This window comes from Acidimangrovimonas sediminis, assembly GCF_002871005.1.
GTDB lineage: Bacteria > Pseudomonadota > Alphaproteobacteria > Rhodobacterales > Rhodobacteraceae > Acidimangrovimonas > Acidimangrovimonas sediminis.
In genome coordinates this window covers 57,101-82,214 of sequence record NZ_PHSN01000020.1, presented here as the reverse complement: position 1 = coordinate 82,214, position 25,114 = coordinate 57,101, and the positions used below count along the sequence as shown (strand labels likewise).

The 25,114-nt window shown below is 68.9% G+C and carries 28 protein-coding genes; 15 read left to right on the top strand and 13 right to left on the bottom strand.

The annotated features are described in order from the left end of the window. Positions 1–38 precede the first annotated feature (38 nt). The gene (gene serS / locus CVV76_RS18000; RefSeq protein WP_102226071.1) at positions 39–1,331 is read left to right on the top strand and encodes a serine--tRNA ligase; all 1,293 of its coding nucleotides are present in this window, start codon (positions 39–41) and stop codon (positions 1,329–1,331) included. A gap of 121 nt (positions 1,332–1,452) precedes the next feature. Next, positions 1,453–1,887, top strand: a complete 435-nt coding sequence (locus tag CVV76_RS17995) for a DsrE family protein (protein ID WP_102226070.1) — start codon at positions 1,453–1,455, stop codon at positions 1,885–1,887. Between the two features lie 81 nt (positions 1,888–1,968). Here CVV76_RS17995 and CVV76_RS17990 read toward each other — a convergent pair whose 3' ends face one another. The 4 genes from CVV76_RS17990 to betI all read right to left on the bottom strand — a co-directional run bounded on the left by CVV76_RS17990 (position 1,969) and on the right by betI (position 5,336). Beyond that, a complete protein-coding gene (locus CVV76_RS17990) occupies positions 1,969–2,208 on the bottom strand; it encodes a YdcH family protein (protein ID WP_102226069.1) in 240 nt (79 codons plus the stop codon). 196 nt (positions 2,209–2,404) lie between these two features. Further along, positions 2,405–4,075: a choline dehydrogenase gene (gene betA / locus CVV76_RS17985; protein ID WP_102226068.1), complete on the bottom strand. Its 1,671-nt coding sequence runs from the start codon at positions 4,073–4,075 to the stop codon at positions 2,405–2,407. Next, entirely contained in the window at positions 4,075–4,722 is a 648-nt protein-coding gene (locus CVV76_RS17980) for a glutathione S-transferase family protein (RefSeq protein WP_102226067.1), read from the bottom strand. Before CVV76_RS17980 ends, betA begins: the two co-directional genes overlap by 1 nt. After that, a complete protein-coding gene (gene betI, locus CVV76_RS17975; protein WP_102226066.1) occupies positions 4,719–5,336 on the bottom strand; it encodes a choline-binding transcriptional repressor BetI in 618 nt (205 codons plus the stop codon). Before betI ends, CVV76_RS17980 begins: the two co-directional genes overlap by 4 nt. Positions 5,337–5,542: 206 nt before the next feature. Here betI and CVV76_RS17970 point away from each other — a divergent pair, with 206 nt between their 5' ends. The 6 genes from CVV76_RS17970 to CVV76_RS17945 all read left to right on the top strand — a co-directional run bounded on the left by CVV76_RS17970 (position 5,543) and on the right by CVV76_RS17945 (position 9,914). Further along, positions 5,543–6,490, top strand: coding sequence for a choline ABC transporter substrate-binding protein (locus CVV76_RS17970; RefSeq protein WP_102226065.1), 948 nt, complete (start codon positions 5,543–5,545; stop codon positions 6,488–6,490). 127 nt (positions 6,491–6,617) lie between these two features. Beyond that, on the top strand, positions 6,618–7,451 hold the full coding sequence (gene choW / locus CVV76_RS17965) for a choline ABC transporter permease subunit (protein WP_102226064.1): 834 nt from the start codon (positions 6,618–6,620) through the stop codon (positions 7,449–7,451). Then, complete coding sequence (choV, locus tag CVV76_RS17960) at positions 7,448–8,491, top strand: choline ABC transporter ATP-binding protein (protein ID WP_102226063.1); 1,044 nt, start codon at positions 7,448–7,450, stop codon at positions 8,489–8,491. The genes choW and choV overlap by 4 nt, the downstream gene beginning before the upstream one ends. A gap of 120 nt (positions 8,492–8,611) precedes the next feature. Further along, positions 8,612–9,217, top strand: a complete 606-nt coding sequence (gene pgsA, locus CVV76_RS17955) for a CDP-diacylglycerol--glycerol-3-phosphate 3-phosphatidyltransferase (RefSeq protein ID WP_102226062.1) — start codon at positions 8,612–8,614, stop codon at positions 9,215–9,217. After that, positions 9,210–9,458 (top strand): molybdopterin converting factor subunit 1, encoded by a 249-nt coding sequence (moaD, locus tag CVV76_RS17950; protein WP_102226061.1) that lies wholly within the window; start codon positions 9,210–9,212, stop codon positions 9,456–9,458. The genes pgsA and moaD overlap by 8 nt, the downstream gene beginning before the upstream one ends. Before the next feature lie 3 nt (positions 9,459–9,461). Further along, positions 9,462–9,914, top strand: coding sequence for a molybdenum cofactor biosynthesis protein MoaE (locus tag CVV76_RS17945; protein ID WP_102226060.1), 453 nt, complete (start codon positions 9,462–9,464; stop codon positions 9,912–9,914). 25 nt (positions 9,915–9,939) lie between these two features. Here CVV76_RS17945 and CVV76_RS17940 read toward each other — a convergent pair whose 3' ends face one another. The 3 genes from CVV76_RS17940 to ubiA all read right to left on the bottom strand — a co-directional run bounded on the left by CVV76_RS17940 (position 9,940) and on the right by ubiA (position 13,772). Next, positions 9,940–10,266 (bottom strand): hypothetical protein, encoded by a 327-nt coding sequence (locus CVV76_RS17940; RefSeq protein WP_102226059.1) that lies wholly within the window; start codon positions 10,264–10,266, stop codon positions 9,940–9,942. A 60-nt stretch (positions 10,267–10,326) separates the two neighbouring features. Continuing rightward, the gene (locus CVV76_RS17935; protein WP_102226058.1) at positions 10,327–12,570 is read right to left on the bottom strand and encodes an OmpA family protein; all 2,244 of its coding nucleotides are present in this window, start codon (positions 12,568–12,570) and stop codon (positions 10,327–10,329) included. Between the two features lie 218 nt (positions 12,571–12,788). Further along, complete coding sequence (gene ubiA / locus CVV76_RS17930) at positions 12,789–13,772, bottom strand: 4-hydroxybenzoate octaprenyltransferase (RefSeq protein WP_233193010.1); 984 nt, start codon at positions 13,770–13,772, stop codon at positions 12,789–12,791. Between the two features lie 12 nt (positions 13,773–13,784). Between ubiA and CVV76_RS17925 the strand changes: the two genes are divergently transcribed. From CVV76_RS17925 to CVV76_RS17910, 4 genes are all read left to right on the top strand, one after another. After that, the gene (locus CVV76_RS17925) at positions 13,785–14,624 is read left to right on the top strand and encodes a 16S rRNA (uracil(1498)-N(3))-methyltransferase (RefSeq protein WP_102226056.1); all 840 of its coding nucleotides are present in this window, start codon (positions 13,785–13,787) and stop codon (positions 14,622–14,624) included. Next, the gene (locus CVV76_RS17920) at positions 14,621–15,445 is read left to right on the top strand and encodes a GNAT family N-acetyltransferase (protein WP_102226055.1); all 825 of its coding nucleotides are present in this window, start codon (positions 14,621–14,623) and stop codon (positions 15,443–15,445) included. The genes CVV76_RS17925 and CVV76_RS17920 overlap by 4 nt, the downstream gene beginning before the upstream one ends. A gap of 1 nt (position 15,446) precedes the next feature. Beyond that, positions 15,447–15,965, top strand: coding sequence for a hypothetical protein (locus CVV76_RS17915; protein WP_102226054.1), 519 nt, complete (start codon positions 15,447–15,449; stop codon positions 15,963–15,965). A gap of 275 nt (positions 15,966–16,240) precedes the next feature. Beyond that, on the top strand, positions 16,241–17,611 hold the full coding sequence (locus CVV76_RS17910; RefSeq protein ID WP_102226053.1) for a glutamate--cysteine ligase: 1,371 nt from the start codon (positions 16,241–16,243) through the stop codon (positions 17,609–17,611). A gap of 22 nt (positions 17,612–17,633) precedes the next feature. Here CVV76_RS17910 and CVV76_RS17905 read toward each other — a convergent pair whose 3' ends face one another. The 5 genes from CVV76_RS17905 to CVV76_RS17885 all read right to left on the bottom strand — a co-directional run bounded on the left by CVV76_RS17905 (position 17,634) and on the right by CVV76_RS17885 (position 21,611). Further along, positions 17,634–18,044, bottom strand: a complete 411-nt coding sequence (locus CVV76_RS17905) for a DUF805 domain-containing protein (RefSeq protein ID WP_102226052.1) — start codon at positions 18,042–18,044, stop codon at positions 17,634–17,636. Positions 18,045–18,108: 64 nt separating this feature from the next. Further along, on the bottom strand, positions 18,109–18,744 hold the full coding sequence (gene plsY / locus CVV76_RS17900) for a glycerol-3-phosphate 1-O-acyltransferase PlsY (RefSeq protein WP_233193009.1): 636 nt from the start codon (positions 18,742–18,744) through the stop codon (positions 18,109–18,111). Between the two features lies 1 nt (position 18,745). Continuing rightward, entirely contained in the window at positions 18,746–20,044 is a 1,299-nt protein-coding gene (pyrC, locus tag CVV76_RS17895) for a dihydroorotase (protein ID WP_102226050.1), read from the bottom strand. After that, positions 20,041–20,652 carry a hypothetical protein gene (locus CVV76_RS17890; protein WP_102226049.1) on the bottom strand — a complete coding sequence of 204 codons (612 nt, stop codon included), beginning with the start codon at positions 20,650–20,652 and terminating at the stop codon, positions 20,041–20,043. The genes pyrC and CVV76_RS17890 overlap by 4 nt, the downstream gene beginning before the upstream one ends. Further along, on the bottom strand, positions 20,649–21,611 hold the full coding sequence (locus CVV76_RS17885) for an aspartate carbamoyltransferase catalytic subunit (protein WP_102226048.1): 963 nt from the start codon (positions 21,609–21,611) through the stop codon (positions 20,649–20,651). The genes CVV76_RS17890 and CVV76_RS17885 overlap by 4 nt, the downstream gene beginning before the upstream one ends. A 213-nt stretch (positions 21,612–21,824) precedes the next feature. On the opposite strand from CVV76_RS17885, the gene CVV76_RS17880 reads away from it, so the two are divergent. Together CVV76_RS17880 and moaB are read left to right on the top strand one after the other, a co-directional pair. After that, positions 21,825–22,697, top strand: coding sequence for a uracil-DNA glycosylase (locus tag CVV76_RS17880; protein WP_102226047.1), 873 nt, complete (start codon positions 21,825–21,827; stop codon positions 22,695–22,697). Next, positions 22,694–23,236 (top strand): molybdenum cofactor biosynthesis protein B, encoded by a 543-nt coding sequence (gene moaB, locus CVV76_RS17875; protein ID WP_102226046.1) that lies wholly within the window; start codon positions 22,694–22,696, stop codon positions 23,234–23,236. Before CVV76_RS17880 ends, moaB begins: the two co-directional genes overlap by 4 nt. Positions 23,237–23,368: 132 nt before the next feature. Here the strand turns inward: moaB and CVV76_RS17870 are convergent, their stop codons facing one another. Then, on the bottom strand, positions 23,369–24,055 hold the full coding sequence (locus CVV76_RS17870; RefSeq protein ID WP_233193008.1) for a protein-disulfide reductase DsbD domain-containing protein: 687 nt from the start codon (positions 24,053–24,055) through the stop codon (positions 23,369–23,371). 416 nt (positions 24,056–24,471) lie between these two features. On the opposite strand from CVV76_RS17870, the gene CVV76_RS17865 reads away from it, so the two are divergent. Then, positions 24,472–25,047: a YqgE/AlgH family protein gene (locus CVV76_RS17865; RefSeq protein ID WP_233193007.1), complete on the top strand. Its 576-nt coding sequence runs from the start codon at positions 24,472–24,474 to the stop codon at positions 25,045–25,047. Positions 25,048–25,114 lie beyond the last annotated feature (67 nt).

Genomic DNA, 25,114 nt, shown 5'->3' with positions numbered 1-25,114 from the left:
AGGCGTCTCGGCGCTTGGCTTTAGACAAGGTGACAGACATGCACGACATCCGCGCTATCCGCGAGAACCCCGCCCAGTTCGACGCCGGCCTCGGCCGCCGGGGGATGTCGCCGCTGTCGTCGCAGATCCTCGCCCTCGACGAGGCGCGGCGCGCCAAGATCCTGGCCGCCGAGACCGCGCAGGCCGCCCAGAACGCTGCCTCCAAGCAGGTTGGCGCGGCCAAGGCGAAGGGCGACGAGGCGGAATTCGAACGTCTGCGCGCGCTGGTGGCCGAGAAGAAGGCCGAGATTGCCAGCCTCAACGAAGAGGCGCAGGCCGAGGACGTGGCGCTGCGCGACCTCCTCATGGGCCTGCCGAACCTGCCGCTGGACGAGGTGCCCGAGGGTGCGGACGAGGACGACAACGTCGAATTGCGCCGCTGGGGCACCCCGCCCGCCTTCGACTTCGCCCCGAAGGAGCATTTCGACATCGCGGGCGTGAAGCCGGGGATGGATTTCGAGACCGCGGCCAAGCTGTCGGGCTCGCGCTTCGTGGTGCTGAAGGGCGCGGTGATCCGCGTGCACCGGGCGCTCGCGCAGTTCATGCTCGACACCCATGTCGAGGAGCATGGCCTGGCCGAGACCTGGACCCCGGTCCTGGTCAAGGAAGAGGCGATGTACGGCACCAACCAGCTGCCGAAATTCGCCGAGGACAGCTATCAGACGACGAATGGCTGGTGGCTGATCCCGACCTCGGAAGTGACGCTGACCAACACCGTCTCGGGAGAGATCCTCGATGCGGGGCAGCTGCCGATCCGCATGACCGCGCATACCCAGTGCTTCCGCTCGGAGGCGGGCAGCGCGGGCAAGGATACCTCGGGGATGCTGCGACAGCACCAGTTCGAGAAGGTCGAGATGGTGTCGATCACCCACCCCGACGAAAGCTTGGCCGAGCATGAGCGCATGACCGGCTGCGCCGAGGCGATCCTGCAGAAGCTGGGCCTTGCCTACCGCGTCGTCGTGCTCTGCACCGGCGACATGGGGTTCGGCGCGAAGAAGACCCATGATCTGGAGGTCTGGCTGCCCGGGCAGGACACCTACCGCGAGATCTCGTCGGTCTCGGTCTGCGGCGATTTCCAGGCCCGCCGGATGAACGCCCGCTTCCGCCCCGAAGGCGGTGGCAAGCCCGAGTTCGTACACACGCTGAACGGCTCGGGGCTGGCCGTGGGCCGCACCCTGATCGCGGTGCTGGAGAACGGCCAGCGGGCGGACGGCTCGGTCGTGCTGCCCGAGGCGCTGCACCCCTACCTTGGCGGCAAGACCCGGATCACCCCCGAGGGCGCGCTTGCCTGACACACCGCGGGGGCGCCCAGGCGCCCCCGTCCCGGCGCTTCGGTGGGAACGCCATCCTTGCGATCGCATCATCGAAGTCGCATAACTCTATGCGACGGAATGTCGCTTTGGGAGGAAAGAGATGTCCAGAAAGCTTGCCGCGGCCGCGGCCCTGACGTTCATGCTGCTGGGCGCGGCCACCGCCTCGGCCGCCGAGCACAAGGTCGTCTTCCAGATCGACGACGCCGACCCGGGCCGCATGACCCTGCTGCTCAACAACGTCCAGAACATCGAGGAGTATTACGCCAAGAAGGGCGACACGGCGCAGGTTCACGTCGTGGCCTATGGCCCCGGGCTGAAGATGCTCCTCAAGGACAGCCCGGTGGCCGAGCGGATCTCGGCCATGTCGCTGCAATTCGACGGGCTGGAATTCGACGCCTGCCACAACACGCTCATGGGGATGGAAAAGAAGGCGGGCCACAAGCTGACGCTGGTCGACGAGGCGACGGTGGTGCCCGCCGGCGTCGCCAAGATCGTCGAGCTGGAAGAAGACGGCTATTCCTACGTGAAGCCCTGATCCAACGTGAAACCCTGTGCCGGGCCAGATCCCGGCACAGGGCCGCCTTGCCGCGAAGGCAAGACCCGGTCGGCCCTCCGGTCAGGCCTCCTGCAGCATCTTCCAGATCTCGTCCTTGAGCTGCATCCGCTTGCGGCGCAGCTCCGCCTCGTGCTCCTCGGCCGTCGGCTGGGCCAGGGTCTCGGCGGTGTGCACGGCCTGGTTGACCTCCTGGTATTCCTCCACCAGCCGCGCGAAATGCGCGTTCGCGGCCTTCAGCGCGGCGATCCGGTCGGCCGCCTCGGGAAAATCCTCGGCCAATGCATGCGGGGTGTGGGCCATGTTTCGCCTCCTGTGTCCATGATGTCGACGACAGGCTAGACACATGGGCGCGCGGTTTCCTTGACCCGTGTCAAACCGGCGCGACCGGGCCCGAACGCCCCCACCGTCTCGGCCCCCTGCCTTTCATTGTTCCGCAAATACGCAAATCCCCTCGCCGCACGCGGGGCGGCGGGGCCTCGGGCGCGGCCGTGGGCCCCTACCGCTGCGAGACCCGCCAGTCGGGGTTGATCCACGGCTCGGCATTGCCCGGCGCCAGCATGCCTTGGCCAAGGATGTGATCCGCCGCCTTCTCGCCCACCATGATCGACGGGCCGTTGAGGTTGCCGTTGGTGATGCGCGGGAAGATCGAGCTGTCCGCGACGCGCAGCCCCTCGACCCCGATCACACGGCATTCCGGGTCGACCACCGCGCCCGGATCCGCCGCGCGCCCCATCCGGGCCGTGCCGCAGGGGTGATAGGCGCTTTCCGCGTGTTCGCGGATGAAACCGTCGATCTCGTCATCCGATTGCAGCGCGGCACCCGGCTGGATCTCGTGCCCGGCGAAGGGCTTGAACGCCGGCTGGGCGAAGATCTCGCGCGTCAGCCGGACGCAGGCGCGGAACTCCTCCCAATCCTCGGGCTGGGACATGGCGTTGAAGCGGATCACCGGTGCCTCGGCCGGATCGGCGGACCGGAGCGTGACCGACCCGCGCGACTTCGACCGCATCGGCCCGACATGGGCCTGGAAGCCATGCCCCTCGGCCGCGGCCTTGCCGTCATAGCGCACCGCGATCGGCAGAAAGTGGTACTGGATGTCGGGATATTCGATGCCTGCGCGCGAGCGGATGAAGGCCGCGCTCTCGAACTGGTTGGACCCGCCAAGACCGCCGCCCTTGGTGAACAGCCACTGCGCCCCGATCAGCGCCTTGCCAAACAGGTTCCAGTACTTGAAGAGCGTGATCGGCTGCGTCGCCGCCATCTGAAGATAGATCTCGAGGTGGTCCTGCAGGTTCGCCCCGACGCCGGGACGATCCGCCACCAATTCGATCCCGTGCTCGGCCAGATGCGCGGCGGGGCCGATGCCCGACAGCATCAGAAGCTTCGGCGTGTTGACCGACGAGGCCGCAAGGATCACCTCGCGCCGCGCCCGGATCACCTCGCGCGTGCCACCCCGGATCACTTCGACCCCGGTGGCGCGGCCTTCCTCGATCACCACCTTCTGCGCGAGCGCCCGCACCAGCGTGGCGTTCCGCCGCTTCAGCGCAGGCTTGAGATAGGCATTCGCGGCCGACCAGCGCCGGCCGCGCCAGATCGTTGCCTCCATCGGGCCAAAGCCCTCCTGCTGGCGGCCATTGTAGTCGTCGGTCACCGGGTAACCGGCCTCGCGCCCGGCCTCGACGAAGGCATGGAACAGCGGGTTTTTCCGTGGCCCGCGCGAGATGTGCAGGGGGCCCTCCGTGCCGCGCCAGTCGGCATCGCCGCCGCCCTTGCCCGCCTCGTCGCCGTGCCAATGCTCCATCCGCTTGAAATAGGGCAGCACGTCGGCATAGCCCCAGCCGGTCGCCCCCTGCTCGGCCCAGTGGTCATAGTCGCGGGCATGGCCGCGCACGTAGACCATCCCGTTGATCGAGGACGACCCGCCGATCACCTTGCCCCGCGGCACGGCGATGCGGCGCCCGCCGAGGTGCGGCTCGGGCTCGGACTGGTAGCCCCAGTCATAGCGCGACATGTTCATCGGATAGCTGAGCGCCGCCGGCATCTGGATGAACGGCCCGGCATCGGTGCCGCCATGTTCGATCACCAGAACCTCGCGCCCGGCCTCGGCCAGGCGGTAGGCAAGCGCGCAACCGGCGGAGCCGGCGCCGACGATGACGTAATCGGCTTCCATCATGCGCCCTCCACCTTCAGTATGTCATAGGAGATCATCACGTGCTCGGCGAAGGCCGGACGGGCCCTGAGCCGCTCGTGATAGGCCTCGATCACCGGGCGGGGCCTGCGCGGCACGTCGATGTCGAACCAGCGGTAAAGCACGTGACCGATGACGATGTCGGCAAGCGTGAACGCCGCGCCGCAGACCCAGGGCCCGGCCCCGATCTGCCCCTCGAGGATGTCGAGACGCGCCTCGAATGTGGCAAGGTTGCGCGCCAGCGCGGCCTCGTCTCGGTCCTTCGCGGCAGTGCGCACGCGCAGCCAGAAGATCGGCCCGGTGAAGGCCGCGTTGAACGAGGTCTTGCCCCACTCGGCCCACATGTCGACAGGCGCGCGGGCCACTGGGTCGGCGGGCCAGAACGCCCCGCCATCACCATAGCGTGCGGCGAGATAGCGCAGGATCGCGCAGCTTTCGAACATCGTCAGGTCGCCGTCCACCAGCACCGGGACAAGGCCGTTGGGATTCATCGCCCGGAACTCGGGCGTGTCGGTCCCGCCGAAAACGTGACCATAGTCCAGCCGCTCATGCGCGAGGCCAAGCTCGCCCACGCCCCACATCACCGCCTGCACGTTGGACGAGGTCGCGCGTCCGAGGATCCGGATCATGCCGCACCTCCTTCCTGGGGTTGCTGTCGCGGCTGCGGCGTCCGGGCCAGTTCGGCCTCGAGATAGCCCAGCACCATCGCCGCCGCCTGCGCCCCGTCGGGGGGCGTGGCCCCCAGAACCTCGCGCAGGTAGGCGCCGTCGATCATCGCGCCAAGGCCGTCTGCCAGTGCCACCTCGCGGCCGGGGGCGACCCGCCGGAGCGGCCCGCGCAGGTTCGACGCCAGCCGGATCTGGTAGATCCTGAGAAGTCGCTGCGCCTCGGGCACGGTCTGGGCCAGAACATAGAAGTTCAGCCAGGCCCCGATCACCTCGCGCCGGAAGCTCGACGCCGCGAACGACGCCCGGATCACCGCGCGCAGACGCTCGGCCGGGGTATCGGCCACAGCCAGGGCGCCGCGCACCTCGGCACCGTAGAGCGACAGGATGTGGCGCATCGCGGCAAGGAAAAGCTGCTCCTTGGATCCGAAGTAATGATGCGCCAGCGCCGAGGACACCCCGGCCCGGCGCGCGATCTGCGCCACCGTGACATCAAGGCTGCCGGCGCGGCCGATCTCGGTGATCGTCGCCTCCACGAGGGCCGCCTTGCGAATGGGTTCCATCCCGAGCCGTGGCATCGTCTTCTCCTGTTCGCTTCGTCCCGTGGCTAGCGCATCGTTTATTGACTCGTCAATCAAGAAGCCCTTGCAATCCGAAACCGCGCTTGCATGCTAGGGGCCGCGCGCTAGGGTTGCGGCGCAATGCCGCTGCGGGCCACGCGCCGGCCGTGCATGCGACCGTAGCAGAACAAGACCGAAACCGACAAAGACAGGGAGCCTGACCGATGACCATCCGTTCGACGTTCCTGGCCATGATCGCGGGGCTTGCCCTCGCCCTGCCGCTGGCCGCCACCCCCGCCCTTGCAAAGGGCTGCGACGACGTGACCTTCTCCGACGTTGGCTGGACCGACATCACCTCGACCACCGCGGTGACGACCTTCATGCTCGACGCCATGGGCTACAAGACCGACATCAAGCAGCTGTCCGTCCCCGTGACCTACCAATCCATGGCCAAGGGCGATGTCGACGTCTTCCTCGGCAACTGGATGCCGTCGATGGAAGCCAACATCAAACCCTACAAGGAAAAGGGCACGGTCGACACCGTGCGCGCCAACCTCGAGGGCGCCAAGTACACGCTGGCAACCAACGAATACGGCGCCAAGCTCGGCATCAAGACCTTCGCCGACATCGCCAAGCACGCGGATGAGCTGGACGGCAAGATCTACGGCATCGAGCCGGGCAACGACGGCAACCGCCTGATCCTGAGCATGATCAAGAAGGATGCCTTCGGGATGAAGGACATCAAGCTTGTCGAAAGCTCGGAACAGGGGATGCTGGCGCAGGTCGCCCGCGCCGACAAGCGTGAGAAGCCGATCGTGTTCCTGGGGTGGGAGCCGCATCCGATGAACACCAAGTTCCACATGACCTACCTGTCAGGCGGTGACGATTACTTCGGTCCGAACTACGGCGGCGCCACGGTCTACACCAACACCCGCGCCGGCTATGTCAAGGAATGCCCGAACGTCGGCAAGATGCTGGAAAACCTGTCCTTCACGCTCGACATGGAAAACACCATCATGGGCAAGATCCTCGATGACGGGGAACAGCCGCAGGCCGCCGCCAAGGAATGGCTGAAGGCCCACCCGGATGCGATCAAGCCCTGGCTGAAGGGCGTGACCACCAAGGACGGCGGCGACGCAGTCGCAGCGGTCGACAAGGCGCTGGGGATGTAACTCCGGCCTGACGTCTCGGGGCCCCGGCGCACGGCGCGCCCGGGGTCCCTTGCATAAGGTTCCGCCCGAACGGAGCCACAAGACCTGACTGACCCATTCACCACCGGGCCGATACGGGGGACGCGCGATGAACTGGATCACCGACACCAAGATTCCGGTAGGGAAGACCGCAGAGGTCGCCTTCGACTGGCTTCAGGGCCATGCGACATGGTTCTTCGATGGCCTCTCGACCGTCATGGAAACCATGATCGACGCGATCCTGTGGTGCCTGCAATCGCCGCCGCCCCTGGTCATCGTCGCGGTCTTCGTGGCGCTGACCTGGGTGCTGCAGAAATCGTGGAAGACCTGCCTCCTCGTGCTGGTCGCCTTCCTCTTCATCCTGAACCAGGGCTACTGGGTGCAGACCACGGAAAGCCTGACGCTGGTGCTGTCGGCCTGCGTCGTCTGCATGGGCCTCGGCGTGCCGATCGGCATCTTCGTGGCGCACCGCCCCCGGCTTTACGCCGTGGTCTCGCCGGTGCTCGACCTGATGCAGACGCTGCCGCCCTTCGTCTACCTGATCCCCGCGATCATCTTCTTCGGCCTCGGCATGGTGCCGGGCCTGATCGCCACGGTGATCTTCGTCCTGCCCGCCCCCATTCGCCTGACGCAGCTGGGCATCGTCAACACCCCAAGCGCGCTGACCGAGGCCGCCACCGCCTTCGGCGCCACCCCGCACCAGCGGCTGTGGAAGGTCGAACTTCCCTACGCCTTCCCCCAGATCATGACCGGGCTGAACCAGACCATCATGCTCTCGCTCTCCATGGTCGTGATCGCGGCCTACGTCGGCGCCGACGGCCTTGGCGTGCCGGTGGTGCGGGCGCTCGGGTCTGTGAACACCGCCCTCGGGTTCGAATCGGGCTTCATCATCGTCGTGGTGGCGGTACTTCTGGATCGCATGCTGAGGGTGACGCGCAAATGACCGAGAAAACCGCCGTCCGCTTCGACAACGTCTCCATCGTCTTCGGAGAGAAGCCGCAGACCGCCCTGCCCCTGATGGACCAGGGCAAGTCCCGCGAGGAGGTGCAGGCCGCCACCGATCAGGTGCTGGGGGTCCACAACTGCTCGCTCGACGTGGCCGAGGGCGAGATCCTCGTGCTCATGGGCCTGTCCGGCTCGGGCAAGTCCACGCTGCTGCGCGCGGTCAACGGGCTGAACCCGGTGGTGCGCGGCGCGGCCCAGGTCTCCGATGGCAAGACGCTGGTCGACGTCACCCACGCCGACCCCGCCACCCTGCGCCGGATGCGCCTGCATCATGTCGCCATGGTGTTCCAGCAGTTCGGCCTGCTGCCATGGCGCACGGTGCGCGAGAACGTGGGCCTCGGTCTCGAACTCGGCGGCATGTCGCGGTCTGAACGGCGCGAGAAGGTCGAGGCGCAGCTCTCCCTCGTCGGCCTCGCCGACTGGGCCGACCGCAAGGTCGGAGAGCTTTCGGGCGGCATGCAGCAGCGCGTGGGCCTGGCCCGCGCCTTCGCCACCGAAGCGCCGATCCTCCTGATGGACGAACCCTTCTCGGCGCTCGACCCGCTCATTCGCACCAAGCTGCAGGACGAACTCCTCGAATTGCAGGGCAAGCTCCGGCGCACGATCATCTTCGTCAGCCACGACCTCGACGAGGCCTTCAAGATCGGCAACCGCATCGCGCTGATGGAAGGCGGCCGGATCGTCCAGTGCGGCACCGCGCGCGAGATCTTCCAGAACCCTTCGTCCGACTACGTCGCCGATTTCGTCGCCCACATGAACCCTCTGGGTGTGCTGACCGCGCGCGACGCGATGCAGGCGGCAAGCGGCACCCCGGCAATCACCCTGCCCGCGGAAACCCCGATCCAGGAGGTGATGTCGCGCGTCTGCTCCACCGACACCCCGGTCGGCGTGACCGAGGCCGGCACCCTGATCGGCGAGGTCACCCGGGACAGCGTGCTGGGCCGCCTCCTCGATCCCGCGGGCGGGCGCACCGGATGACGCTCCTGCCGCCCCTGCCTTTCATTGTTCCCAAAATACGCAGCCCCCGCACCCTGCCGCGCCGCCTCAGGTGACATTGCCCCCCTTCCCTGCCGACCGGCTTCGCACTAGGTAGATGCCATGAGATGGTGGATTCCCAATGCCCTGACCGTGCTGCGGCTGTTCGCGGCCCCCGGCGTACCGGTGATGTTCCTGTACTTTGCCCGCCCGGCGGCAGACTGGTTCGCGCTGGCACTCTTCGTCATCGCCTCGGTCACCGACTGGATCGACGGCTACCTCGCGCGCCGCTGGCAGCAGGAATCGAAATTCGGCGCCATGCTGGATCCGATCGCCGACAAGGCGATGGTGGTGATCGCCCTCGTCGTGATCACCGGCTACTCCGGCATGAACCCCTGGCTCATCCTGCCCGCCACGGTGATCCTCTTCCGCGAGGTCTTCGTCTCGGGGCTGCGCGAATACCTGGGCGACAAGGCGGGGCTTCTCAAGGTCACGAAGCTTGCCAAGTGGAAGACCACCTTCCAGATGCTGGCGATCGCCGTGCTGTTCCTCGGCACCGGCCTCGGCTATGTCGAGAACACGCAGGAACGCGTCATGCGCTGGACCTCGTCCGAGGCGACGGTCGCGGGCCTCGTCCTGATCTGGGTTGCCGCCGCGCTGACCTTCGTCACCGGGCTCGACTATTTCCTCAAGGCGCTGCCCTTCCTGAAGGGGTCGAAGAATGACTGAGATCCTGTATTTCGCCTGGCTGCGCGAACGGATCGGCACCCCGCGCGAGACGGTCGAGACCGGGGCCGCCACGGTGCGCGAGCTGGTCTCCGAACTCGTCGCGCGCGAAGAGCGCTATGCCGTCGCGTTCGAGAACCTCTCGGCGATCCGGGTGGCCCTGGACCAGGAGCTGACCGACATGGACGCGCCGCTGATGGGCGTGCGCGAGGTGGCCTTCTTCCCGCCGATGACGGGGGGCTGAGCCATGGCCTGCACACCGCGCATCCGGGTGCAGACGGAGACCTTCGACACAGGGGCAGAGCTTGCCGCCTTCGGCGCGCAGCCCCGAACCGGCGGCATCGTCACCTTCTCGGGCGTGGTGCGCGACCTTGCGGGCGGCGACCTGACCGCGATGGAGATCGAGCATTACCCCGGCATGACCGAACGCGCGATCGCCGGGATCGCGGCCGAAGCCTGCACCCGCTGGGATCTGACCGACTGCCTGGTGATCCACCGCTACGGGGCGCTGGCCCCGGGGCAGCCGATCATGATGGTCGCCACCGCCGCCGGCCACCGGGCCGAAGCCTTCGCCGCGGCGGAATTCCTGATGGATTACCTGAAATCCCGCGCTCCGTTCTGGAAGAAGGAGATCACCGCGGAGGGTGCCGAATGGGTCGCCGCCAAGGACAGTGACGAGGACGCGCTGAAGCGCTGGTAGCGCCAGTAATGCCAATAACGGGGCCCTAGCTCTTCAGCGACCGGTCGATATGGGCCCGCATGTGCTCGGCCTCGGCGCGGGCTTCGCGCAGGCCGTCCATCGCCGCGCGCAGTTCGGCCTCGGTCTGCGACAGCTGGTTGGTCAGCTCCGCCTCGCGGGCGTGGATGTAGGTCAGCGCCTGGTCGCGCGTCTCCTCGGCCTCGTGCAGGTCCTGCGCCATCTTGTCGAGCTCTGACACGTCGGCCTGGCTCACGCGGGTGAAGCGGTGGATCAGCCAATGCGCGAACCAGCCAAGCGCGAAGGCCACGAAAAGGATGATCGCCGTGGCGAAGATGAATTCCGTGCGGTTCATTCTGTGCGTTCCTTCCCCGTCTCGTACCGCGCCCGTCTCGGCGCGGGCGTCACTTCACCGTTATTTCGCTGGCCTGAGCTTCGGCCGCACCGTCGGTTTCTTCGGCGCCTGATCCGTCGTGCCCGGCTCCGCCGATGGAACCGACCCGCCGTCCTGTGCCCCAACTTGGGCCCCGGCCTGATCGCCGGACGTCTGATCGCCGGACCCCTGGTCGGCTGCGCCCTGATCGGCCGACCCCTTATCACCGGCCTGCGCGGGGCCGGCCACATCCGCGCCGTCGTCTCCCGACCCGTCGGGCAGATTGTCCGGCGCCACCTGATCCGCGCCCTGTCCGTCCGTGTCGCCGGTCGCCTGATCCGCCCCCTGATCGCCCCCCTGGGCGTCCGGTCCTGCGGTATCGCCGCCCCCGGCATCCCCGGCCGCAGCATTCCCGCCTTCAGCATTCGCGGCCGCGGCATCTCCGGATGTATCACCCGTCTGGCCGCTCTTCTTGGCGCCTCCGGCGTCGATCAGCGAGAACTCGATCCGCCGGTTCGCCTCGCGCCCCGCCTCGGTCGAGTTGTCGGCGATCGGGTCGGCCTCGCCATAGCCCTTGGCGTGGAAATTCGCGACCGGCACGCGCCGCGACAGCAGGCCGTTCACCACCGCCTGCGCCCGCTTCTGGCTGAGGGCAAGGTTCATCTCGGCCCGGCCCTGGTTGTCGGTATAACCGCCGATCTCCATCGGCACCCGCGTGCATTGCTTGAGCTCGTCGGCGAGGTCGTCCATCACCTTCGCCGCCGCCGCGTCCAACCGGTCGGAGCCCGGATCGAAGGTGATCTGGTGCTTCTTGAGGATCGCGTTGGCCCCGTCGACGCATTCCTGCGGGCTGGGCAGACCCGCCAGCGGGTCGAGCTTCTTGTCGTACTGGACCGAGATCTTGAATGCCTTGCCCTGCCCCAGCTTGTCCGACAGCACGCGCGAGATCTGATCGCTGGCATCCTTGTGCCCTGAGACCCCGCTCACGTTCACCGTGTCGTTGCGCACCAGAAGCGCGCCGTGGTCGAGGAAGGACAGCGCCCGCAGCCCCGCCAGCACCCGCACCGGCCACCCGTCGGGCAATTCCTTGTCGATGCGGGTGGCGTTGTAGACGCCGGCATCGGGGAACGCCGCCCTGGCATAGCTGGTGATCGCGTCGCGGGTCAGCGCGCTGCCGATCCGGCCACGCATCTGCACCTGCCCCGACGCGCTCAGCGTCGCAGTGAACTCGGCCGGGCCCTTCTTCTGCGCCTTCTTCTCGGCCAGCGTCGCCTTGAGCGAAAAGACATCGGGCAGCCGCGCCTGAAGGTCGCCCACCACCCGGTCGAAATTCGCCTGCCCGACCGAGGCCTCGGCCAGCAGCGTCACGTCGGCATCCGAGAAGGTGACCGAGGCATGACCCAGCGTCTTCACCGCGTCGATCCCTTCGACCGCTGCCTCGGCCCATTGCGGCGACGGCACGCCAAGGCCGACGGTGCAGCTGATCTTGCCCTCGACCCCGGCCTTGCGGCCCGCCGCCACGATGCGCGCCCGCGCGTCGTCGGTATCGGCCGAGCAGGCATCGAAGCGCGGCCCCGAATCGTCGATCACGAAGCGCAGGGTGAACGGCGTGATCACCGGCCGCGGCGCCGAGATGTCGAGTGACAGCTTCAGCCCCTTCGGCGCCATCTGCGCAAGCTCCGCCTCCATCCGGCGCTTGGCCGCCAGCGACTCGGAGATCGCGGTGACGGAGACCCGGTCCGAGGAAATCGAGATCTTCGAGCGCGGCAGCTTCGCCAGCGCCTCAAGGCCGAAGCTCAGCGCGTCCGACCACTCGTCGGGCGCGGGATAATCCGCGGTCTCGAGCATGTCGGTGACGCGGTCCTTGCCCATCACCGGGTCGACCTTGTCGAGGATCGGGTCGTGACCGGTCGACGCTGGCACCAGCCCGATCAGCGAGATCCCGTTCTCGTTGCGCAACAGCTCCACCGAGAAGCGCGGCGCCTGGATCGCCTTGGGCGGCGTCACGCTCATGTCGTCCTGGATCCGGTTGGGATCGACCTGCGAACTGGCGACCGAGATCGCCCGGAACCGCGCCGCTTCGTCCGGGGCCTTGCCGCCGAGATGCAGTTGCAACCCGTCCGGCGTGACCGTGACCCAGTCGAGACCGGCCTGGCTTAGCCGCTGGTGCACCATCTCGGTCGAGCGGGTCTCGACCACGCCGACCCCCCAGACCGCGCCAGCATAACAGAGCACCGCGGCGATCGCGAAGGCGGCGAGGGCGAGCAGGTTCTGGGAGACGCGCATCTGGGTCCTTCTGGTGTCCGTGGTGGCCGGCTCGGGTGGTTACCCAGCGGCCACGCCCGGAATGTTCTCGGGGCCATCCTCGATGGCCGTCTTGCGTCACCCTCCGCTCCGGCATTCCACGGTCGACATGGGTCGTTGCCGGGGATCGGAGACCGGGGGATCGGGGCCCGGTCGCGGCGGGGTCCGCGATGGTTACCCGGGCACAGGCTCCGCTTCAATCAGACCAGGGCGGCGATGGCAAGAAACAGCGCAGGGATCAGCCCGGTGTCGCGGTTGCTTCGGAAAAGCGTCAGGCACAGGTCCGGCGCGTCGATGTCGAGCCGGCGCAACTGCCACGCCATGTGCCATCCGAACCCCCAGACACCCGCCAGCGCCAGCACCATGGCCAGGACGTTCGCGGTATCGACCAGCGCCACGATCACCGCGATGGCCATCAGCGCGACCGAGATCATCAGGAAGGCTCGCAGCCACGGCTTTGTGTTCTGCGCAAACAGCCGCGCAGTCGACTTCACCCCGATCAGCGCATCGTCCTCCTTGTCCTGGTGGGCATAGATCGTGTCGTAGAACAGTGTCCACGCGATCCCCGCGAGGTAAAGGATCACCGCCGGCCAGCCCAGGCTTCCGCCATGCGCCGTCCAGGCCAGCAGCGCGCCCCAGTTGAAGGCGAGCCCCAGGAACACCTGCGGCCACCAGGTGAAGCGCTTTGCGAAGGGATAGACCGCGACCGGCAGGAGCGACAGCACCCCGAGCGCGATCGCGGCACCGTTGAAGGTGAGCAGAAGGCAGAAGGCGATCAGCGCCTGGAGGGCCATCCAGACCGCGGCCTGCTTCGCGCTCACCTGCCCCGAGGGGATCGGGCGGGAGCGCGTGCGGGCGACGGCGGCGTCGAACTCTCGGTCGGTGATGTCGTTCCAGGTGCAGCCCGCGCCGCGCATCAGGAACGCCCCCGCGGCGCAGGCCACCGCGATCCAAAGATCGCGCCAGCCCGCCCCCGCCGGATCCCCCGCGGCGGCAAGCGCCACGCCCCACCAGCAGGGCAGCAGCAGAAGCCACGTCCCGATCGGCCGGTCGGCGCGCGACAACCTCAGGTAGGGCCGGGACCAGGCCGGCGCGTACCGGTCGACCCAGTTGCCCTTGTAGGCATCGTAGACCTCGCCCTGGCTGGGCGGTGTTCCCGCTGGCGTTCCGGTGGGGTCGGGCATAAGTTCCGCCTCATGTCGGTGGCAAAGATCAGGCTCTATGTAGATCACCCGCTGGGGGCGGGGCAATCCGTCGCCCTGTCGCGGGAGCAGGCGCATTACCTCTTCGGGGTGATGCGGCTGTCGGCGGGCGGCCAGGTCCTCCTGTTCAACGGGCAGGATGGCGAATGGCGCGCCGAGGTGGCGGAAGCAGGCAAGAAGGGCGGGACGCTGGTCTGTGCCGAGCGCACCCGGCCGCTGCAACCGCCGCCCGACCTGTGGCTGCTGTTCGCCCCGATCAAGAAGGCGCGCACCGATTTCATCGTCGAGAAGGCGGCCGAGATGGGCGCGGCCCGGATCGTGCCGGTGCAGACCGAGTTCACCAATTCCGAGCGGATCCGGCAGGACCGCCTGCAAGCCCACGCCATCGAGGCGGCCGAGCAATGCGGCGCCACGACCGTGGCCGAGGTGACCGACCTCGTGCCGCTGACGCGGCTGCTGGACGACTGGCCAGCAGAACGGCAGCTGATGTTCTGCGACGAGGCGCTCTCGTCGGATGCCTCCCGGCATCTCCTCGCCGATCCCGAGCGGGCGGACCGGGAAGGACAGAACGAGGCCCGGACAGACGAGGAGACGCCGGAAGGCGCGCGACGAGGCACCCCGGGCCGCGCGCCCTGGGCCATCCTGATCGGCCCCGAGGGCGGCTTTTCAGAGGCCGAGCGCCGACGCCTCGCCGCGCTGCCGCAGGCGGTGGCCACCGCGCTCGGGCCGCGCATCCTGCGGGCCGACACCGCCGCCGTCGCCGCTCTCACCCTCTGGCAGCTCCGCCACGGCGACTGGAACCAGGGCCAGGACCAGGATCGAGATCGGGGATGATCCGCCCGGCAACGCCCGAGGACCGCCCGACGATCGCCGCGCTGATCGCGCGCGCGCCGCAGCACGCGATGTTCATGGCCGTGGAACATGCGCGCGGCCGGGGCGGTTTCTGGCTCAGCGGCGACCCGCCCTCCGGGGTCGTGCAGCTGTCCTCGCAGGATTTCTTCCTCACCCTCGCCCCCGGGCTGAGCGACGACGACTGGGCCACCCTGCGCCACCGCCTCCGCGGCCGGCCCTGCCATGGCGTGAACGGCCGGCCCGACTGCGTCGCGCCCGCCCTCGCGGGGCTCGGGATCGACCGCCATCCCGCCACGCTGGACCGGGTCGAGCCGCTCTTCACCCTCGACCTCTCGACCCTGGTGCTGCCCGAGGGGACGAGCACGCTGCGGCCGCTCACCGGCGACGACCTGCCCGCCCTCGTGCCCTGGCGTGCGGCCTATCTGAACGAGACCATGGCCGACATCCTGGGCGATCGCGCGGCGCGCGCGGCCGAGGGTCAGCTGCGCCGCCTGATCGCCGAGGACAATGCCCGCGTGCTCGAGGAGGACGGCGTCCCGGTCGCGATCTGCGCCTTCAACGCGGTGCTGCCCGACCGGGTGCAGGTCGGCGGCGTCTACACACCGCCCGCGCTGCGTGGCCGCGGCCATGCCCGCCGCGCCGTCGCGCTGCACCTTGCCGAGGCCCGCGACCGCGGCACCACCTCCGCCGTGCTCTTCGCGGCCTCCGCCCGCGCGGCCCATGCCTATGGCGCGATCGGCTTTCGGCCCGCGGGCGACTACCGGCTGGTGTTCCATGCCGACCCGGTTCTTCTGGGGAGCTGAGATGGCATTTCTCCGCCCCGAGGCCACCGCCCTCCTGCATCGCTGGCGCGAAGCCATCGCCGCCGCAGCAATCGCCGCGGGTGGCGTCTGGATCGTCTTCTGGGGCGGCTATTTCTTTGCCGCCCTCGGCGCGGCGATCGCGCTGACGGGTGCGGGGCTCGGCCTGATCGCCCGACGCCGGATGCGGTTCGCCCGGGGCACGGGCGCGCCGGGGCTGGTCGAGGTCGTGGAGGGCCAGATCGGCTATTTCGGCCCCCACGGCGGCGGCTACGTCGCGCTGGCCGACCTTGACGAGCTTGCCCTCGTCAGCCGCGGCAGCGGGCGCGCCTGGCGCCTGGCGCAGGGCGACGGCACCCTCCTTGCCATCCCGGTGGACGCCGCCGGTGCCGAGGCGCTGTTCGACGCCTTCGCCGGGCTGCCCGGCCTGGAGACCCCGGCGCTGATCGCCGCCCTCGACGGACCCGAGCTTGCCGCACGCATCGTCTGGCGCCGCAGGCTGGCGCGGCGGATGCTGCACTGATCCCAGAGGCCCCTCGTCCGTGGGGTTTCACACCCCCGCACCCGCCGCATCCGCTGGGGGGCATACCCCCCGCACCCCCGTGGAGTATTTGCACCAAGATGAAGGGACGGGAGGCTCCCTTTTCTTTGCCGCACGAATATCCGGCAGGTCTGGGTGCGGCCGGGGGGCGGCGGGGGCGGTCTCCTCACCTTGCGCGGTCATTTCCCGAGCGCCCTTGACTTGACCACATGGTCGCTTCAAGTCCTGCACGGACACGCCAACGATCGGAGCCTTGCATGTCCATTCCTCAATCCGGCGGCGGGCCGATCGAACGGTTCGAGCAACTGGCCGAATACATGGAGGCCGGCTGCAAGCCCAAGGCCGACTGGCGGATCGGCACCGAGCACGAGAAGTTCGGCTATATCGAGGGCAGCCACCTGCCGCTGCCCTATGACGGCCCCGCCTCGATCCGCGCCATGCTGGAAGGGCTGCGCGACGGCTATGGCTGGGATCCGGTCGAGGAAGGCGGTCACCTGATCGGCCTGACCAAGGATGGCGCCAATGTCAGCCTCGAACCCGGCGGCGCGCTGGAGCTGTCGGGGGCGCCGCTCGAGACCATTCACCAGACCTGCGACGAGGTGAACGAGCATCTGCGCGAGGTGAAGGCCGTTTCCGACCGGATCGGCGCGGGCTTCATCGGCCTTGGCGCCGCGCCCGAGTGGATGCACGACCAGATGCCGCTGATGCCCAAGGGCCGCTACCGCCTGATGGATCGCTACATGCAGGAGGTCGGCACCACCGGCACCACGATGATGCGGCGCACCTGCACGGTGCAGGTAAACCTCGACTTCGGGTCCGAGACCGATTTTGTCCAGAAGCTGCGCGTGGCGCTGGCGTTGCAGCCGGTCGCCACCGCGCTGTTCGCCAACTCGCCCTTCTTCGAGGGCAAGCCGAACGGGATGAAGAGCTACCGCTCCTACGTCTGGCGCCACCTCGATGCGGCCCGCACCGGCATGCTGCCCTTCGTGTTCGAGGAGGGCATGGGGTTCCAGCGGTACGTCGACTACATCCTCGATGTGCCGATGTATTTCGTCTACCGCGATGGCAAGTACATCGACGCGCTCGGCCAGTCGTTCCGCGACTTCCTGAAGGGCGAGCTGCCGGCGCTGCCGGGCGAGAAACCCACGCTGTCCGACTGGGCCGACCACATGACCACCGCCTTCCCCGAGGCGCGCGCGAAGAAGTTCATCGAGATGCGCGGCGCCGACGGCGGCCCGTGGCGCCGCCTCTGCGCGCTACCCGCCTTCTGGGTGGGGCTGATGTACGATCAGGGCGCACTCGACGCCGCCTGGGACCTCGTGAAGGGCTGGAGCGCCGAACAGCGCGAGGCACTGCGGATCGCCGCCTCCAAGGACGGGTTGCAGGCCAAGGTCGAAGGGATCGAGATGCTCGACCTCGCGCGCGAGGCGGTGGCGATCTCGGAGGGCGGGCTGAAGGCCCGCGCCATGCCCGGCGCGAACGGGCTGATCCCGGACGAGACACATTTCCTCGACGCGCTGAAGGAAAGCGTGGAAAGCGGTCAGACCCCGGCGGACGAGCTTCTGGCCCATTACCATGGCGACTGGAACGGCGACCTGAGCCGGATCTACGACGCCTACAGCTACTGACGTGACCTGACCGGAGGGGGCTTCAGCCCACCTCCGTCGCCGTCCCCGGTGCAGGGCCGAAGCGGTTCGGCGCGGGCGTGCCGCGGCTGGCAAGGAAGACGAGCAGCACGATCGGGCCGATCAGCGGGATCAGGAGGATCCAGTACCACCAGCCGCTACGGTCGGTATCGTGCAGCCGCCGCACCAGCACCGACAGCGCGGGCAGGCATGTCAGCAGGCCGAACAGCCCCGACAGGATCGGCGTGTCGGTCTCGGCGACGAAGCCGCCGGGCCCGGTTTCCACCGTCCCGGTCAGCGCGATGTCGATCGCGCCAAGCACCGCCAGGCCCAACCAGACGAAAAGCGCGAAATACCAGAATTCCGGCCGAGACGCCCGCCCCGAGAACGTGACGTAGGCCGCGAAGCACCGGCGAATGGCGGCGATCGGTCCCATGGATCGTATCCTCCCCTTCCGGCGCCGCCCCGGGTCGCGGGTGTGGTGCGTGGGTGTGGCGCGCCTAACCCTTCTTGGCGCCGATCTTCGTCTCGGTCCCGGCGCGCAGGCGGGTGATGTTCTGCCAGTGGCGCAGGTAGATCAGGATGGTGAACAGCACCATCAGCAAGAGCAACCCGCCCTGCCCGAGAAGCAGGATCCACAGCGACGACAGCGCCGCCGCGGCCAGGGCGGCCAGCGAAGAGTAGCGGGTAATCACCGCGACGACCAGCCAGGTCGCACAGCAGGCCAGCCCCAGCGGAAAGGACAGCGCCAGCAGCGTGCCGAGGAAGGTCGCCACCCCCTTGCCGCCGCGGAACCGCAGGTAGACCGGGTAGATGTGGCCGAGAAAGGCGAAGAACCCCGCCACCTGCGCGGCATCCACCATGTAGGGCATCTGCCCCGGCTGCCGGAACAGCGCCCAGGCCAGACCCACCGCGATGGCGCCCTTGCCGGCATCGAGGATCAGCGTGAGGAAGGCGGCCAGCTTGTTGCCGGTGCGCAGGACGTTGGTCGCCCCGATGTTGCCCGAGCCGATGGCGCGCAGGTCGCCCAGCCCGAAGATCCGCGCCATGACGATGCCGAAGGGCACGGCGCCCAACAGGTAGGCCAGCACCGCCACGACGGCGAGCAGCGGAAAGGAATGGATGATATGCGGCACTTCAGCCCCCCGCCTGCGCAACCGTGTCGGCGGCATAAACCCTTTGCCCGCCGACGAAAGTAGCCAGCACCTTACCCTGCATCCGGGCCCCGTCAAAGGGCGTGTTCTTGGATTTCGACCGGAGCATGGTGAAACGGTCGAGGACGAAGGGCGCGTCCGGATCGAACAGGATCACGTCGGCGGGCGCGCCCTGCTCCATCCGGCCCTGCGGCAGGCCCAGCCGCCTGGCCGGGTTCAGCGCCATCGCCCGGAACAGCTGCGGCAGCGTCAGCGTGCCGTCATGAACGAGGCGCAGCGCGGCGGGAAGGAACGTCTCCAGCGCGACGGCGCCGGCGGCGGCCTCCTCGTAGGGCAGGCGCTTCGATTCCTCGTCCTGCGGCGTGTGCATCGAACACAGGATGTCGATCACCCCCGAGGCCAGCGCCTGCGCCACCGCGATCCGGTCGTCCTCGGGGCGGAGCGGCGGGGTCAGCTTGAAGAAGGTGCGGTAATCGCCCACGTCGAATTCGTTCAGCGTGACGTGATGGACCGAAACCCCGGCAGTGACGTCGAGGCCGTTCGCCTTGGCCCGCTCCAGCGCCGGCAGGGTGCGGGCGCACGTGATCTGGTCGGCGTGGTAGCGCGCGCCCGTCATCTCGACCAGCGCCATGTCGCGGTCGAAGGCCATCCGCTCGGCCATGGGCGAGACGCCCGGCAGCCCGCGGAGCGAGGCGAACTTTCCGTTCGTCACCGCGGCACCCTTCGACAGGCCCGGATCCTGCGGGTGGCCGATCACCAGCGCGCCCAGGCTGCGCGCATAGCTAAGCGCCCGGGACAGCACCTTGTTGTCGGTCACGACATGGTCGCAATCGGTGAAGGCCACCGCGCCGGCATCCATCAGGAACCCGATCTCGGTCATCTCGCGCCCCTCGCGCCCCTTGGTCAGGGCCGCCATGTGGCGGATGCGCACGGGGCTGGCCTCGGCCGCGCGGCGGGTGACGAATTCCAGCGTCTCGGGATTGTCGATCGCAGGCAGCGTGTCGGGGCGCGCGATGATCGTGGTCACGCCGCCCGCCGCCGCCGCGAGACCGGCGGAGCGGAAGCTTTCCTTGTGCCGCTCGCCGGGTTCGCAGACCTTGGCGCCGAGATCGACGATCCCGGGGGCCACGCATTTGCCACGGCAGTCGATCACCTCGGCACCCTTCGGCGGGCCCATGTCGCCGATCGCCGCGATCACGCCGCCGTCGAGCACGATGTTGCCGTGGGTTTCGGTGCCAGCCGCCGGATCGACGATGCGGGCGTCAGAAAGATACAGGGTCATCCGTGCAAGCTCATCACAAGAAGGGCCAGGGCGATGCCGACGACGGCGATCGCGGCGACGATGGCGAAGGCCAAGCGCCGCTGCGCGGGGGTGGTCGCCGGGCCGGCGGCGCCCTCCTCCTCCGGCGGGGCGGCATCGGTCAGCTGCACCGGCTGGACGGCGCCGGGGGCGGCGCCATGGACGGCCCCGTGTGCCGAGGCATCGGGCAGGGCCTCGAAATGGACCGGGGGCAGATCCTCGGCCCAGGTGCCGATCCAGCGCAGCGGCGCGCGCGGCGCGATGGTCTGGGCATGGCCCCCGAAGGCGCCGGAGGTGACCACGACCAGCGGCCCGGTCAGCGCGTCGAGCCGGCCGCGGTCCTCCGCGAGGGCCGCCTCGGGGATGCCCGCCCCCTGCACAAGGTAGGCGGCAAGGCCGATCTCGGCCACGTCGCGGGCGTCGAACACCTCGACATAAGCAGGGTCCAGCGTCTCGGCGCCGAGAGCGCCGCGCACAGTCGCGGCGTCCTCCTCGGCCGCGGCCTTCGCGACCGCGTCGGGCGGCAGGTCGAGCGCGAAGAGGCGCACCACGCCACGCTCTCCGGTCGGGATCTGCATCGTGTCGCTCACACCATCACCCCCGCGGCTTCCGCCCCCCGCGCAGCCTTGAGATTGCGCGCGAGCAGGTCCATCGCGGCCATCCTGACGGCCACCCCCATCTCGACCTGGTCCTGGATCACCGAGCGGTTGATGTCGTCGGCCAGCGTGCCGTCGATCTCGACCCCGCGGTTCATCGGGCCGGGGTGCATGACGATCGCATCATCCTTGGCATAGCCGAGCTTTTCGGCATCCAGCCCGAAGCGGTAGAAATATTCGCGCTCGGACGGGATGAAGCCGCCATCCATCCGCTCCTTCTGAAGGCGCAGCATCATCACGACGTCGGCACCCTCGAGCCCCGCCTTCATGTCGTCGTAGACTTCGCAGCCCAGCTCGGCCACGCCCGGGGGCATCAGCGTCGGCGGCCCGATCAGCCGCACCCGGTTCTCCATCTTGCCCAACAGGATCAGGTTCGACCGCGCCACCCGGCTGTGGGCGATGTCGCCGCAGATCGCGACCGTCAGGCGATGCAGCCGCCCCTTGGCCCGGCGGATGGTCAGCGCATCGAGAAGCGCCTGCGTCGGGTGTTCGTGCCTGCCGTCGCCGGCGTTCAGGACGGCGCAGTTCACCTTCTGCGCCAGCAGATCCACCGCGCCCGAATTCTGGTGCCGCACCACCAGCAGGTCGGGATGCATCGCGTTCAGCGTCAGCGCCGTGTCGATCAGCGTCTCGCCCTTCTTCACGCTCGACTGCGACATCGCCATGTTCATCACGTCGGCGCCAAGGCGCTTGCCCGCCAGCTCGAAACTCGCCTGCGTGCGGGTCGAGTTCTCGAAGAACATGTTGATCTGGGTCATGCCCGCCAGCACATCGGTCTTCTTGATCGTGCGGCGGTTGAGGTCGACGTAGGTCTCGGCCAGGTCGAGGAGGGTGCGAATCTCCTCCGGCGCGAGATGTTCGATGCCGAGAAGATGGCGCGCGCGGAACGTCATGGGGCCTCCGGTCCGGTTCGCCCGGTTATAGGAAGCGCGGCCGGAAGGGACAAGGGGCCGGAAGGCACGAGGGGCCAGACGAGGGGACCGGAGACGAGAGGACCGGAGACGAGGCGCCCCATGGGGTGCGTTTCGACGCACCCGGCAACGCCACGCTCCGCAGCCGCGCCGAATCCGGTTCCCCCCCGCGGGGGAATCGCCTAGCTTCCGGCCATGGATCTCGGCCCCGACATCGACGCAGCGAGCGACCTCGATTTCGACACCGCCCTCGCCATGCTGGCGTGGCAGGTGGAGCTTGGCGCCGACGAGACGCTCTCGGAAACCCCGGTCAACCGCTACGAGGCCGCCCGCGCCGAGGAAGCGCGTGCCGGGGAAGCCCGCGCCGGGGAGCCCCGCGCCACGGCCCCGCGTACGGGGCAGGCGCCCGAACCGATGCCGATGGCGCCGCCGCAGAACGACGGCCCCGACCCGGTCGCCGCCGCGCGCGAGGCCGCCCGGGCCGCCACCGACCTCCCCGCGCTGGCCGAGGCGATCGCGGCCTTCGACCTCTGCGATCTGAAGAAGGGTGCGAAGAACACCGTCTTCGCCGACGGCAACCCCGCCGCGCGGGTCATGATCCTGGGCGAAGCGCCGGGCCGCGACGAGGACATGCAGGGAAAGCCCTTCGTCGGGCGCGCCGGGAAACTCCTCGACCGGATGCTGGGGGCGATCGGCCTCTCGCGTTCCGGTCCAGATGCGGAAAACGCCGTCTACATCTCGAATATCCTGCCCTGGCGCCCGCCGCACAACCGCGACCCCGAGGCGGCCGAGATCGCCATGATGATGCCCTTCGTCGCCCGCCACGTCGAGCTTGCCGCGCCCGAGGTGCTTGTCCTGATGGGGAACACGCCCTGCGCGGCCGTGCTGGGCCGACGCGGCATCACACGGATGCGCGGCAAGTGGACCGAGGCGCCCGAGCTGCCGCTGCCGGGCCTGCCGGTGCTGCCAATGTTCCACCCCGCCTACCTCCTGCGCAACCCCGCCGCCAAGCGCGAGGCCTGGGCCGATCTTCTGTCGCTGCAGGCCCGGCTGAAAGGACAGACATGAGCCGCATCGACGACAGCCGCGATTTCGTCCCCGTCCGGATCGCCGTCCTGACCGTGTCCGACACCCGGACCGCAGCCGAGGACCGTTCCGGCGACACCCTGGTCGCCCGCCTGACCGAGGCAGGCCATTCCCTGGTCGCCCGCGCGATCCTGCCAGACGAACGCACGCGGATCGCCGAACAGCTGCGTGCCTGGGTGGCCGATCCCGGCATCGACGTGGTGATCTCGACCGGCGGCACCGGGCTGACCGGGCGCGACGTGACGGTCGAGGCGCACCGTGACGTCTACGAGAAGGAGATCGAGGCCTTCGCCACGGTCTTCACGATGGTGTCCATGCAGAAGATCGGCACATCGGCGGTGCAGTCGCGCGCGACCGGCGGCGTCGCGGGGGGCACCTACCTCTTCGCGCTGCCGGGCAGCCCGGGGGCTTGCAAGGACGCCTGGGACGAGATCCTGAAGTTCCAGCTCGACTACCGCCACCGGCCCTGCAACTTCGTCGAGATCCTGCCCCGGCTCGACGAACACCTGCGCCGCAAGTAGCGCCGGACCGTGGCGGGCGGGGGGCTTCGGAGGGGGCTCTTCATGGCCTACGACGCTCATCGAAGCCCCGACCCGAACACTACCTGTCGGCCCCACCTCGCAGCCCCGAAGGGCACGCGAAGAGGCCCCCTGTCAGCCCGCGCAGCCGTGCAACTCCACCGCCCTGCCCTGCCCCAGCACCGTGATCGTCAGTTGCGACCGGTCCAGCGCGAAGGATTTCGACGGCGGAACGATATCGGCCACCGCGGTCAGCGTATCCCCCTGGCGCGTCGTCTTTGCCTCCGACACCCAGATCGCGGGGTCGGGCAGCTCGACCACCGTCAGCTCCTTGCCCGGCAGCGGCGGCATCCGCAGCCGCGCGGTCAGCGCCAGCCCGTCGGCGGAGGGCGCCACCGTGCAGCTCACATCTTTCACCCCCGCCTTCGCCGCGCTTTCCGGGCCGTCGGTCAGGGCGCCGCGGATCGCGCCGCCCTTTTTCCCCGGCCCGGACAGATCGGCCCTGAGGGACAGCGAGGCGGGCAGGCAGATGTCCTTGCACACGCCGATGTCGATCTGCGCCTCCAGCGCGATCGGTTTGCCCGCCGCCTTCGGCGTAAGCTCGATCGGCAGCACCAGCCCGCCCTCGTACCCGATCGAGCGCAGGCCGCCGAGATCGAACGTCCTGGGCACCGGCCAGTGAATCGCCACCGCCTTGAGGTTGGTGCTTTTCGACCAGTCGAAGGAGGGCGGGATCCCGGCATCTCCCGGCGCGCGCCAGTAGGTGTGCCACCCCGGCGCCAGCGTCAGTTTCAGCGCCGCCATGCGGTGCCCATCGTTCATGCGCCAACCCGGCAAGACCTCGGCATGAACGATCTGCGCAACATCGGGCTGCCCCGAGGCGGACGCCGGCAGCGCGGAAACCCCGATCAGCGCGGCGGGCGCCAGGAAAAGCGAGGCCGCAAGCGCCAGGACTTGGCGACCTGCCCCCCCCGGCGCGCCGAAGCGGGCGCGCAGCCTCGCGGCGCGCGGCACATGGCGGGGATCTGGGCGGCCAGATTGACGGCGGCCAGATTGACGGCGGCCAGGATTTGCGAGGGGGGCATGAATGCGTGTCATCCGTGCGATCCTAGTCGACCGCGCGGCGGCGGGAAATCACTTTCGGGGGAATCACTTTCGGGGGAAACCCGCGCCTCCCGTCGCCCGGGGCCACCGGCGACCTTGCACATGTGCGCCGCGCACCCCATCCTTGAGGGATGATGACCGATGCACCCCCGCCCATGAACCTGACCGGGACGTTGCTGATCGCCATGCCCGGCATGGGCGATCCCCGCTTCGAACACAGCGTCATCTTCGTCTGCGAACATTCCGACCGCGGCGCGATGGGGCTGATCGTCAACAAGCCCGTGCCCGACCTGCCCTTCGCCCGGCTTCTGGAACAGCTGGAGATCGAGGTCGGCCCCGGCGCGCGCGGCATCCGCGTGCATTTCGGTGGCCCGGTCGAGAACGGCCGCGGCTTCGTGCTGCATTCGCCCGATTACAACAGCGCCCTCGGCACCCAGGAGGTGGGCGACGAATTCGCCATGACCGCGACGCTCGACGTGCTCGAGGATATCTCGGCCGGGCGTGGGCCGGCCCGGGCACTGCTGGCGCTCGGCTACGCGGGCTGGGGGCCGGGACAGATCGAGGAGGAGATCCTCCAGAACGGCTGGATCACCGCCGACGCCAGCGCCGAGATCGTGTTCTCGGGCGACAATGCCACGAAATGGGAACGCGCGCTCAAGACCCTCGGGATCGACGCCATCACCCTGTCCTCGACCGCCGGCCGCGCCTGACCCGCGCGAAACGGGCCGCCACGGCGCGGGCCGCGCTACCGACCGCACGCCGACCCACTCTCCCGTT